The following is a 16,843-nucleotide window of genomic DNA, read 5'->3' on the forward strand; positions in this document are numbered from 1 at the left end:
TGAAATTTTTATAACACAATTAGTTTTTGTATTTTTGACGACTCAATAATGAGATAACCGTTTAAAGTTCAATTCAAAAAATGGCTAAGGCATCAGAGGTAAAATCAGGAAATATTTTAAGATTTAATGGAGAGCTAGTCTCTGTAGAAGAATATATACACCGTACACCAGGTAACTTGCGCGCTTTCTATCAAGCACGAATGCGTAATGTGAAGACTGGAAAATTAGTTGAATATCGTTTTAGAGTTGATGAGAGCGTAGAGATAGCACGTGTTGAAACGAATGATTATCAATACCTTTACGAAGATGGCGAATTCTTTGTTGTCATGGACAATAGTACATATGAGCAATTCAATATTCCCAAATTTTTATTTGGTGATTCAGCACGTTTCTTGAAAGAAGGAATGACTGTCATTATTGCTTTTGAAAGTGATGAGCCTATTATGGCGGAGGCACCCAAAAGTGTTGAATTGGAAATTACATATACTGAGCCTGCCGTGAAGGGTGATACATCTACAAATGCCTTGAAAAAAGCTACTGTAGAAACAGGAGTAGAGATTATGGTGCCTTTATTCATTAACCAGGGAGAGAAAGTAAGAGTCGATACGCAAACAGGAAATTATATCGAGCGCGTAAAGTAATATAAGATTTTAGGTTTAGGTTGATTATTCGGTCTTGATAGCGCTCGCTACAAGGCCGTTTTTTTTGCTAGTTTCAATTATCTACATTATTATAAACAATAAGGAAAAAGTCAATTCATTTATTGCTCGCCTTATTGATGAAATAAAAGATATATATTTAGGCATGAAATCTAAAAAGGAATTAAGACAGGAATTTAAAGTGAAAAGATGCCAGCTTTCCAAGGCAGAGGAGGAAAGTCTTAATCGTAAATTACTGTCGCAATTTCAGAAAATTGAACTAGCGAGCGTCCAATATATGCATGTTTTTCTACCCATTGAAAAATATCATGAGCCAGACACCTATTCCATCATAAATTATGTGAAGGAATTTTTTCCGAAAATCACCTTAGTTGTTTCCCGTTCAAACTTTGTGGACTATTCCATGCAGCATTATATTCTTAATCATCAAACGGTATTTGAGAAGAATGAATGGGGAATTCCGGAGCCTGTTTCGGGAACTGCAGTATTGCCATCGCTTATTGATTTTATTGTGGTCCCTTTGCTTGTATTTGATACCGAGGGTTATAGAGTTGGTTATGGAAAAGGATTTTATGATCGTTTTTTTGCACAGTGTGCTACGAAAGTACAACGTGTGGGACTATCTTTTTTTGACCCGATTGAAAAAATATCTGATAGGAATGAATACGACGTAATACTGACTAAAGCAATTACTCCATCTCATATTTATTGTTTTGATTCTGATGAAAGCAATAGCTCACATGGTGTTTGGTGAAATCAGCACGATGTTTATTTTATAGATTCAAGGTGTATTTAAAATTATTTTTTATTTTTAGGCTAAAATTCGACTTCCATGCCATTATGCTGAGACTTTTTCTTATACTTTTTTTTGCCATCATAATATCCGGTCGTGCTGCTTTTGGAATGGATCTGATGGATTCGAATTCCTCTGAAGAAGAAAAGAATTTTTACGAGACATTTATCCGGGAGTCGCATAAGCATCAGACATCTAGTTCAGCGCTGAGCAGATACCTAACACCATATTTCAATCAGGCAATCCGAAAAAACGACAATGCACTGCTTGCAATTTATTATTGCTTGCTAGCGGATCAATCTTTTGATACCGAAGGTGGAAGAAATAGCTTTAGTGACAAATATTATTTAAAGGCGCTCGATCTTGAAAAAGAATATAATTACCAGAATGTCAAATCTTGGGTAAAAGTGATGTACGGGTTTTATCTGTATAGATGTTTAAAGGCATCGGAGGCACTTCCTTTACTATTGGAGGGGGAAAAAGGTTTAGAAGATATACCAAAGGAACTCGTTTTGGAGCTGACGCAGACGTACAAAAAGCTAGGCTATTTCTTTGGATCTTTAGGGGACTATCGATCGGGAATCAAATATTTGGAACTCGGCAAGCAGCAGCAGGGGATTTCTCCAAAATTGAAAGCAGAGATCTTAGATAATTTGGGCTTATTAACTTTAAAAAGTGGTGGGGATACTGCGCAGGCAATGCAAAATTTTGAACTTGCTCAGAAATTGGCACTTTCCGAAAAAGATTCCCTCCGCTATGCGAAGACGTTAGGCAATCAAGCGCTGATTCACGAAGGAAGGAAAGATTATCAAAAGGCACTGTCGCTTTTAGATAAAGATCTAGAAATTTCAAAATCGCTTGGGAATAATAAAAATACCATTTTTGCTTTAATGCTGCGGATTCGCTTAAGTATTACCATGGGATCAAATCGAGCGGTACATCAAATGATCCGGGAAACCGAACACTTATTGGAAGGTGCCGACGATAAGAAAACTATACTTGAGTTAGAGGGGCATAAGTTGAATCTCGCCGTTCAAAATCATGATTTGAAGCAAGAGCTAAATGCACGGCGGCGAATTGAGCAGCTCCAAGATTCATTACGATTCTTAGATGGGGATCCTGTTTTGTCGCAATTAAAATTTATGGCTGACAAGCAAAAATATGCTGATAAGCTCTCATTGGCGCAAGCATTAATTAAGAAGAAACAGGCAGAGACCAGATTGTGGGTGACACTAAGTGTATTTGTATTGATATTATCTTTTTTTATTTATAATACTTTTCGATACCGTGCGAAGAAACGTATACGGGAGTACGAATACCAGTTGTTGAATCTCAAGTATACAAAAGCTGAATTGGATAAGGAATTAACGAGCTCCAAAAGCCAGATAGAAGAGTATATGGTATATCTGAAGCGTAATAATGAACAGATTAATCTTCTTTCTTCTATGCTCGACGAAATGGGTGAGACAAGTGCGAAAGACAGAGATGAACTGAAAACACTTTTGCATTCCCATCTTATAACGGACGAGAAGTGGCAGGAATTCAAATTTTTGCTAGCAAAGGAATTTCCCAACGTGCTGCAAGATATTCAGACTAAGTTTCCTGATATTACCGAATCTAATCTGCGGGTGATTGTGCTGATGAAAATGGGCCTGAATAATAGAGAAGTCGCTAATGTTTTGGGTGTTACTCCTGATGCGATCAAAAAGTCAATGCAACGCTTGAAAAAGAAATTGGGTGGGCAGGCCGAAATGTTGATGGACTATATTTCTGATAAAGAGCTTGTCTAAAGGGGGATTTCTTGATCGTCCTACATACATCATTCAAACAAGTGAATTCATGGCATATAGATTTTCGTTTTTTCTAGGGACGGAGTAGCAATTAAAATCAGCTTTTCTGTCTCTTAAGATTTTTTATAAGGCATTTCATTTGGCTAATATATTTCTTTTGAAAGATTTTTATTGATGGACAGATGAAAATTGGGAAGAAAGCTGACCAATATATTCAAGAATAAGGCTGATGAAGTGTAAGTAGAACCACCGAAATGATGCTGATCAAAGACATATGAGGGCCATTCGATTTTGCTCCCGTCTAAGAGAAGTTTGCGAAAAGGAACAAGATGAAAGCAACTCATCTTAGCTAAAAATATGACCGTCTCAGGAGACGGTCATATGACATAAAGACTTTATAGTGCTTTCTTAAAAACTCAAAGAGTAGCTATCTAATCCAACGGATTTTCTTTCAGATTTTTTTCCCATGCCCAAGCCGAAGCCATCATTTCATCGATGCCCAATTCAGCTTTCCAATGCAACTGTTCAGCGGATTTGGTCACATCACCGTAAACCTTGATGATATCACCATCCCGACGTGGGCCAATTTCATAATTCAATTTTTGGCCGGAAGCTTTTTCAAAAGCTTTGATGGCTTCAAGTACGGAGTAGCCATTGCCGGTACCCACATTGAATACATCATATTTACCGTTAGGGTTACCTTTTTCCAATAATTTGATTGCAGCGACGTGTGCTTTAGCCAAATCAACCACATGAATATAGTCCCGGACACAAGAGCCATCAGTTGTATCATAATCGTCTCCAAACACTGTTAGTTTTTCTCTTTTACCGATAGCGGTCTGCGTAATGAATGGCAGCAGGTTTTGTGGTACACCATTTGGCAACTCGCCTATTAGTGCAGATTCATGAGCACCCACTGGATTGAAGTAGCGTAATGCGATAATGTTATAGTTATCGTATGCAATAGCTGTTTCTTCCAAAATCTCTTCTGCAATTTGTTTTGTATTGCCATAAGGTGAAGCCGCTTTTTTAACCGGAGCACTTTCATTAACAGGAAGTGAGTCTGGCTCGCCGTAAACCGTACAGCTCGAAGAGAAAACAAAATTGATTGGCTTCTCACGGTATGATTCCAAGATATTAATCAAGGAGAAAAAATTATTGTGGTAGTATTTTAAAGGATTTTGAACCGATTCCCCTACGGCTTTCGATGCCGCAAAATGAATAATACCAGAAATATCGCCGTTATTTTTTACAAATTCATTTACTTTATCCGTGTCACAAAGATCGAATTGGTGAAATTCAGGTTTAATCCCGATGATCTTTTCGATTTGATCCAAAATCTTGATATTCGAATTGGAAAGATCATCAATGATTACGGGAATATATCCTGCCTGATGTAGTTCGACAACTGTGTGAGAACCAATATAGCCTGTTCCGCCTGTGACTAATATTTTTTTGTTCATTATTTTTTATTATAGTAAGTAAAATCTTTATGTGATAGGGTTTCCAATGGAACCTCCCTGTAAAAATCTATGGTTTTTTCTAAACCGAGTTTCCGGTCTATTTGAGGCTGCCAATTTAACTTTGCCTTTGCCATACCAATATCTGGTTTACGTTGTTTCGGGTCGTCTATAGGTAATGGTCTGTGGCTGATCTTGCTTGAGCTGCCTGTTAAATGTACGATCTCCTGAGCAAGCTGTAATAACGATATTTCGTCGGGGTTGCCTATGTTTATCGGTTGTATACAATTGGAATGCAACAACCGATAAATGCCCTCGATTTGATCATCGATATAACAGAATGATCGTGTTTGAGTGCCATCGCCAAAAATGGTAATGTCTTCACCACGAATAGCCTGGGCTATAAAAGTGGGAATAGCACGTCCGTCATTGAGGCGCATTCTTGAACCAAAAGTGTTAAATATCCTTACAATACGTGTATCAAGCCCATGCGCATTGTGATAGGCCATGGTAATCGCTTCCTGAAATCGTTTGGCTTCATCATAAACCCCTCTTGGGCCAACAGGATTGACATTGCCCCAATAATCTTCAGACTGTGGCGAAATCAAGGGGTCACCATACACTTCTGAGGTAGATGCTACTAATATGCGGGCTTGCTTTGCCCTTGCCAGGCCTAGGAGATTATGAGTGCCTAACGAACCAACTTTGAGTGTTTGGATAGGGATTTTGAGATAGTCAACGGGACTGGCCGGAGAGGCAAAATGTAAAATGTAATCCAGGTGTCCCGGCACATAGACGAATTTTGAAACATCGTGATGGTAAAAGTCAAAATTTTCGAGTTTGAACAAATGCGCGATATTCTGTAAGTCTCCGGTGATCAGATTATCCATCCCGATAACAGCGTAACCTTCGGCAATAAACCGATCGCAAAGATGGGAACCAAGGAAGCCGGCTGCTCCTGTGATCAAAATCCGTTTGCGATGCTTATTTTCCACTCAATGGTTCCTTATTAATGAAATGGGTTTGATATCTTTGACTAAGATAAACATTATTTTAACAACATGCGTTTGCTTTATTCAATTGGAATCTTTCTTTATGGACTCTTATTGCGTATTTTGGCCCCTTTTCACGCCAAAGCACGCCTCATGGTAACTGGACGAAAAGATTGGTATTTACGGATGAAACAATCGGTTGACTCTACCCAAAAACATATCTGGTTTCATTTCGCTTCGCTGGGCGAATTTGAACAGGGAAGACCGGTTTTGGAGGCCGTAAAAAATAATTATTTGGACCATAAAATAATTGTAACATTTTATTCCCCTTCGGGCTATGAGATAAGGAAAAATACGAACTTGGCCGACCATGTTTTTTATTTACCTTATGATACCTCCAGGAATGCACAGCTATTTTTGGATCTGATCAAACCAACATTTACAGTTTTTACAAAATATGAATATTGGTATTATTATTTTGAAGGTTTGCATAGTCGGTCGATTCCCCTATATCTTGTCTCTGCAATTTTTAGGCCTGAGCAAATTTTCTTTCAAGCTTATGGTTCCTTTTTTCTAAAGATTTTGAGCTTTGTGACGTATTTCTTTGTCCAGAATGAAGAAAGCCTACGTTTATTAAAAGAATATGGTATTCGAAATGCGGGACTGGCAGGTGATACCCGTTTTGATCGTGTGATTGATCTTCCCAAATCCCGTAAGGAAATTCCAGCTATAACAGATTTCGTTCGCACTGCACCGGTTGTCGTGGCCGGCAGCACTTGGCCCGAAGATGAAAAATTATTAAGAGAATTGTTCCAGCGATATCAGGAACATAAGTTGATCATCGCCCCACATGAGATCAATGATGCTCGCATCTCCAGCATACTAACCCTTTGGCCGGCAGCACTCCGTTTTTCGAAGATCGCTACCTATGATAGCATCGCGCTAACGGAGGGCAAGGTATTGATCATAGACAATATTGGACTATTATCTTCTTTGTATGGTTATGGTCAATTCGCTTATATCGGGGGAGGATTTGGAGTGGGCATCCATAATACGCTGGAGGCGGCAACCTATGGTGTTCCGGTATTATTTGGACCCAATTTTAAGAAATTTCAGGAAGCGAAAGATCTTATTGAGCAAGGTGGTGGCTTTTCGTTCACGGATATAAAGGGGCTGATGGATCGCTATCAAGATTTGCAAGATCAATCAAAGCGGATGGAAGCAGGTAAAGCTGCCCGTCAATACGTACAACAAAAAGCCGGAGCGACCCCCATAATCATGAAATATTTGAAAAATGCCAATTTATAAAGAAAAAGGGCGACCAATCTAACCTGACCGCCCCTTGTTATTGTGAAAATTGGATTTTAATAGTAGGTATATCTCCTTACACCCGCAATATGCCGCGATAAGCGCATGACTTGATGCGAATATCCATATTCATTGTCGTACCATACATAGAGTACAATGTTTTTACCGTCAGCGGAAACAATCGTAGCTGGTCCATCAATGACCGAAGCTGCTGTGGTTCCGATAATATCGGTAGATACGAGTTCATTGTTATTGGAGAAGGCAATTTGTTCAACCAGATTGCCTTCTAAAGATCGATCTTTAAGAAACATGTTTATTTGCTCAACAGATGTAGGCGAATTAAGTTCTAAATTTAATATGGCCAGTGATCCATTAGGTACCGGAACCCGGATGGCGTTGGACGTCAATTTATCGGTTAATGTTGGAAGGACTTTTGAAACAGCACTTCCAGCACCGGTCTCAGTAATGACCATATTCAACGCCGCAGCACGGCCTCTTCTGGATTTTTTGTGCATATTATCAACCAGATTTTGATCGTTCGTATACGAGTGTATGGTTTCTATATGACCTTTGATGACGCCTATTTTTTCTTCGATAACAGACAAAACGGGGGCAATTGCATTCGTCGTACAGGAAGCCGCTGAAAAAATAGCCTGTTTTTCCAAGTCAATAGTGTTCTCATTTACACCGTAGACGATATTGGGTACACCTTTGCCGGGTGCCGTCAACAGTACTTGCGAAGCGCCTTTAGAAGCTAAATGACGGGCAAGTTCTTTTTCATCGCGAAAGGCACCTGTATTATCAATAACCAATGCATTATTGATGTCGTATGCTGTATAATCAATATCTTCAGGTTGTTTTGCGGAGATAACGTTGACCGTGATACCATTAATAATTAGCGCGTTATTTTCGGGGTCCGTGTAGACTTCCCCTTCAAATTCTCCATGTATGGAATCGCTTTTTAGAAGTGCGGCCCGTTTTAACAAGGATTTGGTATCATTCGCATCCCTTGTAACAATAGCCCGCAAACGAAGTTGCTGGCCAGAGCCCGATTTGTTAATGAGTTCACGTGCCAGCAGGCGGCCAATTCGACCGAAGCCATAAAGCACAACATCCCGGGGCTTTAGTTCCTGATAATCATGAATTCCTTTTAATTCATTAAAAATAAAAGCAGATAATTCCAGTCCATTGACACCGTGATTGATGCTTTTTGCAGTAAGTTTGCCAATATCAATTCGAGCGGGAGGAAGGTTTGAATTTGCTAATACCCGGGCAGTGTTTAAAACGTCAGATATGCTCAGTGTATGGTTGGTAAGGATTCTAGTTTCCCGAATGTGGTTGAGAATCACACTGACCTTTTCATCAACGAGCTGCTCTCTAAATAAAACGAGTTCAACAGCTTGATTATACCAAAGGCTACTAACAATTTGAACGAGTTCTACGGCAGCATTCTGCTGTTCTTTGTACCTTTTGATTTCTACATCAAAAGAAGGACTATGTAACATAATATTTTATAATAGATTATGGTACAAACATAGTATAAACGGAACTATAAAAACGATTCAATTTTCATTTTGGCAATTATTCAAATAATTGTAGGTTTATTATTGTTATTTTTATAATTTTTAAGGCTATTTTGTTAATAATTTTCAATTATAAATAATTCGGACATAATATGATCCGCCATCAATTTCCCCGTCTCGGTTAATCTTAATTTATTGTTGTCTAAACTTACTTGCTGCTTCTCGACAAATACAGCGGCATCTTCCACAATTTTATTTTTGACAGAATAGCCAAAATTCTTTTCTAGAAGATCAAGATCAAGTCCCCACATGGTGCGGAGTGAAGTCATGATACACTCGTTAATCTGGTCGCGTTCAGAGAGATGTTCAATTTCCAAGGGAAGCTGATTCATTTGTATCGAGCCGATGTACTTTGCGTTATTGGCGATATTCCAGGATCTTGAGTTTCCATTGAATGAATGGGCTGAAGGACCAATGCCGAGATAATGCTTTCCTTTCCAATAATTTGTATTGTGCCTTGCATATAGATGGTTTTTTGCAAAATTGGAAATTTCATATTGTTCATAGCCTGCATCCTTCAATGTTTCGATCAGAAGATTCATTTGATCTGCGGCTTGATCCGAATCAATGGCCGGACTTAGTCCCTTTTTGATGAAATGGTCTAATGCCGTTTTTGTTTCTACCGTCATCGAATAAGAAGAAATATGGGGGATTGCAAAATCGATCAACTGTTGCATATTGTAGCGCCATTTTTCATCTGTCAGTAATGGATAGCCATAAATTAGATCGCAAGTGATATTTTCAAATCCTGCATCCTGAACACGCATGATTGCTGCGGATGCTTCTTGTCTGGTATGGGCCCTGTTCATCCATTTGAGGTCTTCCTCAAAAAAAGATTGTATGCCTATACTAAATCTATTCACCGGAGTCGATCTTAATGCATTCACTTTTGTGGCATTGAGGTCATCAGGGTTAGCCTCCAATGTTATCTCGGCACTATTGCTGATTTCAAAACGTTGCGCAATGGCATCAATGATCCTTGAGATTTCGTCGGCATCCAATAATGAAGGGGTTCCACCGCCAAAATAGATGGATTCGATTCTTTTATCTTCCAAATAGGGAGACCTCAATTCGATTTCCCGTATCAGAGTATTTACCATTTCAGTCTTATATTGCAGTGAAGTACTGAAATGGAAATCACAATAATGACAAGCCTGTTTGCAGAATGGGATATGGATGTAAATCATGTCCACAAATATACCAAGACGGGACCAACTTCTGTCCAACTTCGGAGTTTATTCGCATTTTTCTTCTTTCCGCCTATTGATAGGATCTCATTTCAACAAGGTTTATTGGGCTCCCTTCTAGCTGTCTTCTTGCTTGAATTAATAACATGCTAAGAATCACTCCTGAGTTTATTCGATGGACTTTCTTCTAGATCAGGGCGTTAATGCACTCAAATTTAGCTTGAAGAAATTATCCTTACGTTGAAAAAGGGCGTTTTTGAGATTTTATTAGAAATGGTCGTGAAATAAGGTTCAAAGAAGTTGATAACAAGGTGGTTATTTTTTATCTTGTTGTCAGGTCGGAATTTGCTTAGAAAAGGACCAAATATAAATCGAAAGCCCACGGAGGAAAAATGATCGAAAAATCTATTTCAAAAATACGATATCGCGCAAATTAATAGTTGGGGATATTGAATAGGGAAGAAGAAGGGAATTTATTTAGTAAAGACCTAAGCAGCTGTTGTGGCAGTCCGTTAAACCAATTAAGTATAGTAATGATCAAAAACTTAAACCAATGAAAGATTCATCCCGTCGCGATTTTCTGAAAAATGTTATCGGTGCTTCCAGCATTTTACTCCTTTCACAACAGGGGTTTGCGATAAGCAACCGTCATGAAGAAGCATTTATTGATAAACTACTTCCAGCACCAAGAGGCGGAGGATTTGCTATGGCAGATTTTTGGATCTGGGATCCTTCTGTTATTAAAGGGGAGGATGGCAAATATCACATGTTTGCGTCACGCTGGTCCAAAAAATATGGTTTTGGCAACTGGGTAACCAATTCTGAAGTTGTGCGGGCAATTTCTGATACTGCGGCCGGGCCTTATGAATTTGTTGAAGTTGTTTTGCCTGCCCGTGGAAAAAAATACTTTGATGGTTGCACAACACATAATCCCCGCATTGTTAAAAATGGAGACTATTATGTGCTTTATTATTTTGGGAATAATTATGAGGAACCCAATCCCAACTATTCTGAAAATGTATGGGAATCAGGCCTGGGACAGAAAGCCTGGATGCACAAACGTATCGGGATGGCCTACTCCAAGTCAATCTCAGGCCCCTGGAAACGGGTGGACCAGCCAATTTTAAATCCGAGGCAAGGAGAATGGGATGCCTCTATTACCTCCAATCCTTCGCCAGTAGTCCTACCGAATGGAAAGGTCTATCTGATTTATAAATCATCACCGGTGAATTATAATCCTCCGTTGTTGTTAGGGGCAGCGCAAGCGGAATCGTTTCTGGGGCCGTATCTGCGTTTATCCGATAAGCCTATTTTTTCTTTTCATACCGACCAAAATCACGAAAACGATGTGGAAGATCCTTTTGTATGGCATAATGGTCGGCATTTTGAATTAATTATGAAAGATCGCTATGGAAAGATCTGTGGCGAGGAGGGCGGCGGCATCCATGCATATTCTCATGATGGCATTGATTGGCATTTGTCGAAGGCCGTAAAAGCCTATTCCAAAGTTATTCGTTGGAATGATGGCAGCGTTAGTAATCAGGCCAATTTTGAACGACCGTTTCTACTATTTGAAAACGGAAAACCCACACACCTTTTTGCAGCGACAGGAGATGGGGACCAGCCTTATCAGTTTGAACGTACCTGGAATATGGTTATTCCATTGAAAGTCTCTTAAATTTAGATTTTTGAATATATTTTAGCCAAGTAGGATAGCAAAATAAGCCCCAATAAATTCCAATTTATTGGGGCTTATGAGTTCATTAAAAACACAGCATTTTATATCAATCTGCGGTGATTCCTATGTATTCATGGTTGAATTAGCGTGTTAGGCTATTGTTTGCTGATTCTACATCCGCAAGCCGCAGGGATGGATCTATTGTTATTGTTTTCGGAGCTTTACTGACCGAAAATTTATATTCAGGGTTGGTCCAGAACCAATCTTTTAGTACGGTACGTTTTATATTCTTATAAATATCAAAATACTCCTCGGGTTTTTCACCGCGCATTTCACGTAAAGGGATGTAAAATAGTTCTTTGCTACCATCTTTATATTCAACAAGGATATCAAGTGGCATGGCAAAGTTTGATTTATTGAGCAGTTGTATTTCTGTATCAGTAACATTGCCAATCGCATAGTCAATTTGCCGTGTTGTATTGATAAATAAATTGAAATACCACTTCAGGTTTATTCCGGAGACATCTTCTGCAACACGTTTGAAATCATTTGGCGTCGGGTGTTTGAATTTCCAGATGTCATAGAATTTCAAAAAGGTTTTCTCCAGATTTTCCTGGCCGATAATGTAACCTAATTGTTCGGCCAGCACAGCGCCTTTGTTATAAGCTTCATTACTATAGCCATAATTCGTATTGTAATAGTCGGCAAGTAGGCTCATCGGTTCTTCTTTACCCGAAAGTGCGAGTTTATAATAAGCCCGATAAGCATCTATCAGTGGGTTTGATGCAATGGCTCCCCTTTTTTCGAAGAGATGCTGCATTGCGAGTTCTTCCACATAGGACGTAAATCCTTCATCAAACCATTCGTCTACGGTTTCATTGATTCCGAACAAATGTTGATACCAAGAATGGGCAGATTCGTGGAAGATGACACCAACAAGGCTTTTGAGATTACGGCCTCCAGTAATCAGGGTTGCAGTTCCATATTCCATACCGCCGTCACCGCCTTGGATAATGGTATACGTAGGCCAAGGATAGGTGCCGAACTTAGTGCTGCAGAAATCGAAGAATTCGGTTGATAAGCCCAGGGCCGTCTTCCAGTTTGAAATAACTTCTTTGTCTGTTGGAAGGTAAACCGTATAAACTTTTATTCCATTTTTGCTGGAAGCGGAGTCAACGACAAATTTCGGGTCAGCTGCCCAGACAAAATCATGGATATTTTGGGCCTTGTAATGCCAGGTTGCTTTGTCCTTATTGGTTTTTATTTTGGCTTTTGCTTGATATCCTTTTACTTCATTCGGATTTTGAAGAACACCCGAAGCACCGACCATATAGTTTTTGTTGAGGTGTATAGTAACGTCAAAGTTGCCGAAAGGCGCGATAAACTCGCGGCCAATATATTCATCGAGATGCCAGCCGAATTCATCGAACTGTGCCATCTTCGGATACCATTGAGCCATGGAAAGGGCTACACCTTCTGCCGAATTGCGGCCTGATCTCCGGATCTGTTCGGGCACCTGCGCCGTCCATTCCATATTAAAATTTGCTGTTTCGCCATCTGCAATCGCGGTGGGTAGGGTAACTTCTAAGATCGTACCATCAATCTTATAGCTTGTATTGACCCCATTCATGCTGAGGCTTTTGATTTTTTGGTAACCGATTTGATTGGGTTGCAGGGTTTCGATACGGCTCTGCAATATTGGTTTTTCTTTGGTGCCAATGTTTGACACCATTCGTTTATCTGGGTCACTGATATTTTTCAACCTGTAATCCATCATAGATCCTGGCTGAAATGCATTAAAATACAAATGAAAATAAACTTTTTTTAAGGATTGGCCTGAATTGTTGCTATACTTCAAGGCCATTTTCCCATCATATTGATAAGCCTTTTCATCCACGTTGACGTCCATTGTATAGTCAACTTTCTGCTGCCAGAATCCTTTTTTCTGGGCCTTTAGCTCTTGTCCCCAAATATTTATTACACATAAAAGTGCAAAAAAGGATAATATTTTGATTTTCATGTTCCAAACTTACAAAATTGTCCCAAGAAATGGCGATTAATCGCTCCAATCGTACTAATTGTCATCAAATCTTGACGAAAAGTAATTTGATAGGTGATAATTGGCGTGGTTTTGGCTAGGAAAATTTATCTGTTAAGTTAACAAATATTTACACGTAAATTTATGGAAAATCTGTATTATAAGCCTTCGGGGAAGGTGCCTGCTTTAGCATTAATCGGTTCACTTGTGTTAGGTATTGTCGGAGCAGTTGTCCTGGCCATTATCTACATCGCCTTACAATGGTTTATTCCAATCGTCTATTTCAATGTATTTATTACGCTAGGCTTTGGAGCGGGACTGTTTTATCTGCTTAATTTTTGTTTTAAACAATGGAAATTGAGAAATAAAGGCGTTGCTATTATCATTACGCTGATCGTTGCCATCGTTGGTTTTTATGCACAATGGGCGCTGTTCGTTTCACTGATGTATAATGCTGAGGGTACCATGGGCGGTGATACCTGGGTCAAATCTTCTTTTAGCCTGGAAGGTTTTAAAGCATTTTTTATGCACCCATCTTTTATCTGGGAGGCGCTGCAGGGCTTAAATGAGGTCGGTACGTTTACATTGAAGAAATCGCCTGTTTCCGGAGCAATGCTCTGGGCCGTATGGGCTATTGAAATGGCAATCATACTTATTACACCCATTATCATGGCTTTTCGCGGTATTACCATTTATCCTTTTTCGGAGAAAGACGAAGTTTGGATGAACAAGCGAATTTTGCCTGGAAGATTAAAATTTATTGAGGACAAAGATACCATGGCGAATACACTGGCAAATCATGATTTCGCGTACGTTTATGATCACCTCTCCGATGAGGAGGAACATTTCTCGTTTGCGACTGCGGAAGTGTACGAGTCGGATACCGATGACCATCAATACCTGACCATCTATAATCATCAATTTGTCGAGAAGAAAGGGAAAATGGAAGAGAAAAAGGATGAGGTTATTGAATTCCTGCGAATTAACAGAAACAGCCTATAAAAGCTCCTTAATAACGACGATAACATAAAGACAAAATAGCTCCAGCGATAAATTCTGGAGCTATTTTGTTCAGCAGTCTATTTAACCAATATGCCACCTTTTGCTTTCCAGTCATTGATGGATGCGCTGTATATTTTAACGTCTTTAATCCCATGTTTAGCTAAGATCGAAGCTGCAATTGTCGCCCGGTCCCCAGATTGGCAATGCAGGTATAATTCTTTCTTTTGATCAATCTTGTCCAAATTGTTTTCAATTGTTCCTACGAAGAGATGTGTTGCATTGGGCAAGTGTCCTTCGGTGAATTCTGTAGTGTTCCTTACATCTAAGATTTGAACGTTGGGATTTTTAAGTGCCTTATTCATTTCCTGGAATCCAATGAGCTGCTGTTGTTCCAGAGGAATTCTGAGTTGAGGAATGGTTTCCACTGAAATATAACCCACAACATGATCAAGACCAATGCGCATTAACTTACGTGCAATTTCATCCTTATCCTTTTCGTCCATGATAAGCACAAAAGGTTGCTTGTAATCCAATATCCAGCCAGCCCAGGTATTGAATGTTCGATTATGCTGAATGTTGATGCTGCCCGGGAGAAAACCTTTTGCAAAATCAAATTTATGCCGTGTATCAATAACTATCGTACTTGCCTTGTAAAATTTGGTGAATTCTTCTGGGGATAGTTTGGGGTATTGAGGCACGCTTGTCTGTAACGGACGCATGATTTTGTTGAGTTTCTTCATCATGGCAAAATAACGCGGTGGTTCAGGCTGTCCATCCAGAAGTTCAGTGATAAAACCACTTTCATTATCTTGATATTGAAGTGCCCAATTGCGAATCCGTTCGTAGCCAACGGTTGAATTAGGTACTGCACCCAAGGCTTTACCGCAGGCTGAACCGGCGCCATGGGCAGGCCACACCTGGATGTAATCCGGCAGGGTCAAAAAATGCTGTAAAGACTTAAACATCTGCTGTGCGCCAATTTCTTTGGTACCGATGAGTCCAGCGGCATTTTCTAAAAGATCTGGACGGCCAATGTCTCCAACAAAGACAAAATCGCCCGTAAATATCATCACCGGATCTAATGTGGCAGGCGTATCAATTAAAATAAAACTAAGACTCTCAGGTGTATGTCCAGGTGTGTGGAGTACCTTAAAAATAAGGTTCCCAAGTGGGATCTGATCGCCATCTTTCAACCCGATATGAGGAAACTCATACTGCCAATCTTTGCCTCCTTCGTCGGAAAGATAACATTGAGCTCCTGTTAGTTCTGCCAATTCCAATGTCCCGGAAAGATAATCCGCATGGATATGCGTTTCGGCGATATGTGTGATTTTTAAATTGTTTTCTGCTGCAATCGCTAAGTACGTGTCGACATCTCTTTTTGGGTCAATTACTAGGGCAACACCTTTGGCCTGACAGCCAATTAAATAACTTGAATGTGCTAAAGATGACTCGAAAATGTGTTGAAAAAACATAATAGATGATTTTTAGTGATTTACAAACTGAATGACTTCGAAAGTAAGAATTAGGATGCCTATACTCATCAGGAAGTAACCAAAAAGTCCCTGTAGTCGGACTACCTCCAATCCATCTTTCCATTTTGAACCGATCTGGAGACCTATTAACGTGATTAACGTAAAGATAAGCAATATAGGCCAATTCATGTGGTCCAATAGTTGGCAATTTGTGGCTAAACCAAAGGAGGCATTTAACCCGATGATGAATAAGGATGTTGCAATGGCCTGTTTTAATGGAATCCCCAACAGGAGCACCAAGGATGGTACAATAATAAAACCACCACCGGCGCCGACCAGTCCTGTCATAATACCAACCAGTAAGCCTGCAGTAATTATTTTGAGGATTTGGCCGATATGCAGCGTGACCGCCGATACTTCAAGCTGTTTCCTTCTGCGAATCATTGCTAAAGCGGAAACGAGGATAACAAACGAAAACAACAGCATAATGACGTGGTTCCTTGAAATTGATAGCTCCGCAATATGGAATTGAGCTGGTATGGCGGTCAAAAGGTGGCGCTTGGTCAGGTAGACTGACACTAAGGAAGGGATCAGGAAGATTGCTGTGGTTTTTAGATCTACCTCACCTTTAGTCACTGACTTGACCGAGCCTATCAGGGCCAGTACGCCAATGGAGAACAGGGAATAGTCAAGCGCATATTGTGGTTCAATATGAAATAGATAGACAAAGATCGGTAGAGTCAAAATACTTCCGCCACTGCCCATCAAACCCATGGATAGCCCGACCAAAATGGCCAATAGAAAGCCAGTTATAAATAATAATTCCATTCGCTCTAAATCAAATGCTTTCTTTAAAATTAACCTTTGAAGTGGATTAT

13 protein-coding genes are annotated in these 16,843 nt (G+C 39.7%); 6 read left to right on the forward strand and 7 right to left on the reverse strand.

The window, feature by feature from the left end; translation table 11 throughout:
* Positions 1-80: 80 nt before the first annotated feature.
* From efp to B4A24_RS08055, 3 genes are all read left to right on the forward strand, one after another.
* On the forward strand, positions 81-641 hold the full coding sequence (gene efp, locus B4A24_RS08045; RefSeq protein ID WP_209577505.1) for an elongation factor P: 561 nt from the start codon (positions 81-83) through the stop codon (positions 639-641).
* Positions 642-804: 163 nt separating this feature from the next.
* Positions 805-1,413, forward strand: coding sequence for a 5-formyltetrahydrofolate cyclo-ligase (locus B4A24_RS08050; protein WP_293944227.1), 609 nt, complete (start codon positions 805-807; stop codon positions 1,411-1,413).
* Between the two features lie 86 nt (positions 1,414-1,499).
* On the forward strand, positions 1,500-3,242 hold the full coding sequence (locus B4A24_RS08055; RefSeq protein ID WP_293944228.1) for a tetratricopeptide repeat protein: 1,743 nt from the start codon (positions 1,500-1,502) through the stop codon (positions 3,240-3,242).
* Positions 3,243-3,673: 431 nt separating this feature from the next.
* Here B4A24_RS08055 and galE read toward each other — a convergent pair whose 3' ends face one another.
* A complete protein-coding gene (gene galE / locus B4A24_RS08060) occupies positions 3,674-4,705 on the reverse strand; it encodes a UDP-glucose 4-epimerase GalE (protein ID WP_293944230.1) in 1,032 nt (343 codons plus the stop codon).
* A complete protein-coding gene (locus tag B4A24_RS08065; RefSeq protein ID WP_293944232.1) occupies positions 4,705-5,697 on the reverse strand; it encodes a UDP-glucuronic acid decarboxylase family protein in 993 nt (330 codons plus the stop codon). The genes galE and B4A24_RS08065 overlap by 1 nt, the downstream gene beginning before the upstream one ends.
* 66 nt (positions 5,698-5,763) lie before the next feature.
* On the opposite strand from B4A24_RS08065, the gene B4A24_RS08070 reads away from it, so the two are divergent.
* Positions 5,764-7,002, forward strand: a complete 1,239-nt coding sequence (locus B4A24_RS08070) for a 3-deoxy-D-manno-octulosonic acid transferase (RefSeq protein WP_293944234.1) — start codon at positions 5,764-5,766, stop codon at positions 7,000-7,002.
* 56 nt (positions 7,003-7,058) lie between these two features.
* Here the strand turns inward: B4A24_RS08070 and B4A24_RS08075 are convergent, their stop codons facing one another.
* Together B4A24_RS08075 and hemW are read right to left on the reverse strand one after the other, a co-directional pair.
* Positions 7,059-8,507, reverse strand: coding sequence for a glyceraldehyde-3-phosphate dehydrogenase (locus B4A24_RS08075; RefSeq protein ID WP_293944236.1), 1,449 nt, complete (start codon positions 8,505-8,507; stop codon positions 7,059-7,061).
* Between the two features lie 134 nt (positions 8,508-8,641).
* Positions 8,642-9,772 (reverse strand): radical SAM family heme chaperone HemW, encoded by a 1,131-nt coding sequence (gene hemW / locus B4A24_RS08080; RefSeq protein ID WP_312399967.1) that lies wholly within the window; start codon positions 9,770-9,772, stop codon positions 8,642-8,644.
* Positions 9,773-10,325: 553 nt separating this feature from the next.
* Between hemW and B4A24_RS08085 the strand changes: the two genes are divergently transcribed.
* Positions 10,326-11,450, forward strand: a complete 1,125-nt coding sequence (locus tag B4A24_RS08085) for a glycoside hydrolase family protein (RefSeq protein ID WP_293944237.1) — start codon at positions 10,326-10,328, stop codon at positions 11,448-11,450.
* A gap of 142 nt (positions 11,451-11,592) precedes the next feature.
* On the opposite strand, the gene B4A24_RS08090 is transcribed toward B4A24_RS08085, so the two are convergent.
* Complete coding sequence (locus tag B4A24_RS08090; RefSeq protein ID WP_293944238.1) at positions 11,593-13,470, reverse strand: M1 family metallopeptidase; 1,878 nt, start codon at positions 13,468-13,470, stop codon at positions 11,593-11,595.
* A 162-nt stretch (positions 13,471-13,632) separates the two neighbouring features.
* On the opposite strand from B4A24_RS08090, the gene B4A24_RS08095 reads away from it, so the two are divergent.
* On the forward strand, positions 13,633-14,490 hold the full coding sequence (locus B4A24_RS08095; RefSeq protein ID WP_293944239.1) for a hypothetical protein: 858 nt from the start codon (positions 13,633-13,635) through the stop codon (positions 14,488-14,490).
* Between the two features lie 77 nt (positions 14,491-14,567).
* On the opposite strand, the gene B4A24_RS08100 is transcribed toward B4A24_RS08095, so the two are convergent.
* Both B4A24_RS08100 and B4A24_RS08105 read right to left on the reverse strand, forming a co-directional pair.
* Positions 14,568-15,965: an MBL fold metallo-hydrolase gene (locus B4A24_RS08100; protein WP_293944240.1), complete on the reverse strand. Its 1,398-nt coding sequence runs from the start codon at positions 15,963-15,965 to the stop codon at positions 14,568-14,570.
* Between the two features lie 12 nt (positions 15,966-15,977).
* The gene (locus tag B4A24_RS08105; protein WP_293944241.1) at positions 15,978-16,793 is read right to left on the reverse strand and encodes a sulfite exporter TauE/SafE family protein; all 816 of its coding nucleotides are present in this window, start codon (positions 16,791-16,793) and stop codon (positions 15,978-15,980) included.
* Positions 16,794-16,843 lie beyond the last annotated feature (50 nt).

This window comes from Sphingobacterium sp. UBA7249 (assembly GCF_002472835.1).
GTDB lineage: Bacteria > Bacteroidota > Bacteroidia > Sphingobacteriales > Sphingobacteriaceae > Sphingobacterium > Sphingobacterium prati.

Coding starts and splice junctions, on each gene's coding strand:
- efp (WP_209577505.1), top strand. CDS start 81: ATGGCTAAGGCATCAGAGGTAAAATCAGGAAATATTTTAAGATTTAAT.
- B4A24_RS08085 (WP_293944237.1), top strand. CDS start 10,326: ATGAAAGATTCATCCCGTCGCGATTTTCTGAAAAATGTTATCGGTGCT.
- B4A24_RS08090 (WP_293944238.1), bottom strand. CDS start 13,470: ATGAAAATCAAAATATTATCCTTTTTTGCACTTTTATGTGTAATAAAT.
- B4A24_RS08105 (WP_293944241.1), bottom strand. CDS start 16,793: ATGGAATTATTATTTATAACTGGCTTTCTATTGGCCATTTTGGTCGGG.
- hemW (WP_312399967.1), bottom strand. CDS start 9,772: ATGATTTACATCCATATCCCATTCTGCAAACAGGCTTGTCATTATTGT.
- galE (WP_293944230.1), bottom strand. CDS start 4,705: ATGAACAAAAAAATATTAGTCACAGGCGGAACAGGCTATATTGGTTCT.
- B4A24_RS08050 (WP_293944227.1), top strand. CDS start 805: ATGAAATCTAAAAAGGAATTAAGACAGGAATTTAAAGTGAAAAGATGC.
- B4A24_RS08055 (WP_293944228.1), top strand. CDS start 1,500: ATGCTGAGACTTTTTCTTATACTTTTTTTTGCCATCATAATATCCGGT.
- B4A24_RS08100 (WP_293944240.1), bottom strand. CDS start 15,965: ATGTTTTTTCAACACATTTTCGAGTCATCTTTAGCACATTCAAGTTAT.
- B4A24_RS08070 (WP_293944234.1), top strand. CDS start 5,764: ATGCGTTTGCTTTATTCAATTGGAATCTTTCTTTATGGACTCTTATTG.
- B4A24_RS08075 (WP_293944236.1), bottom strand. CDS start 8,507: ATGTTACATAGTCCTTCTTTTGATGTAGAAATCAAAAGGTACAAAGAA.
- B4A24_RS08095 (WP_293944239.1), top strand. CDS start 13,633: ATGGAAAATCTGTATTATAAGCCTTCGGGGAAGGTGCCTGCTTTAGCA.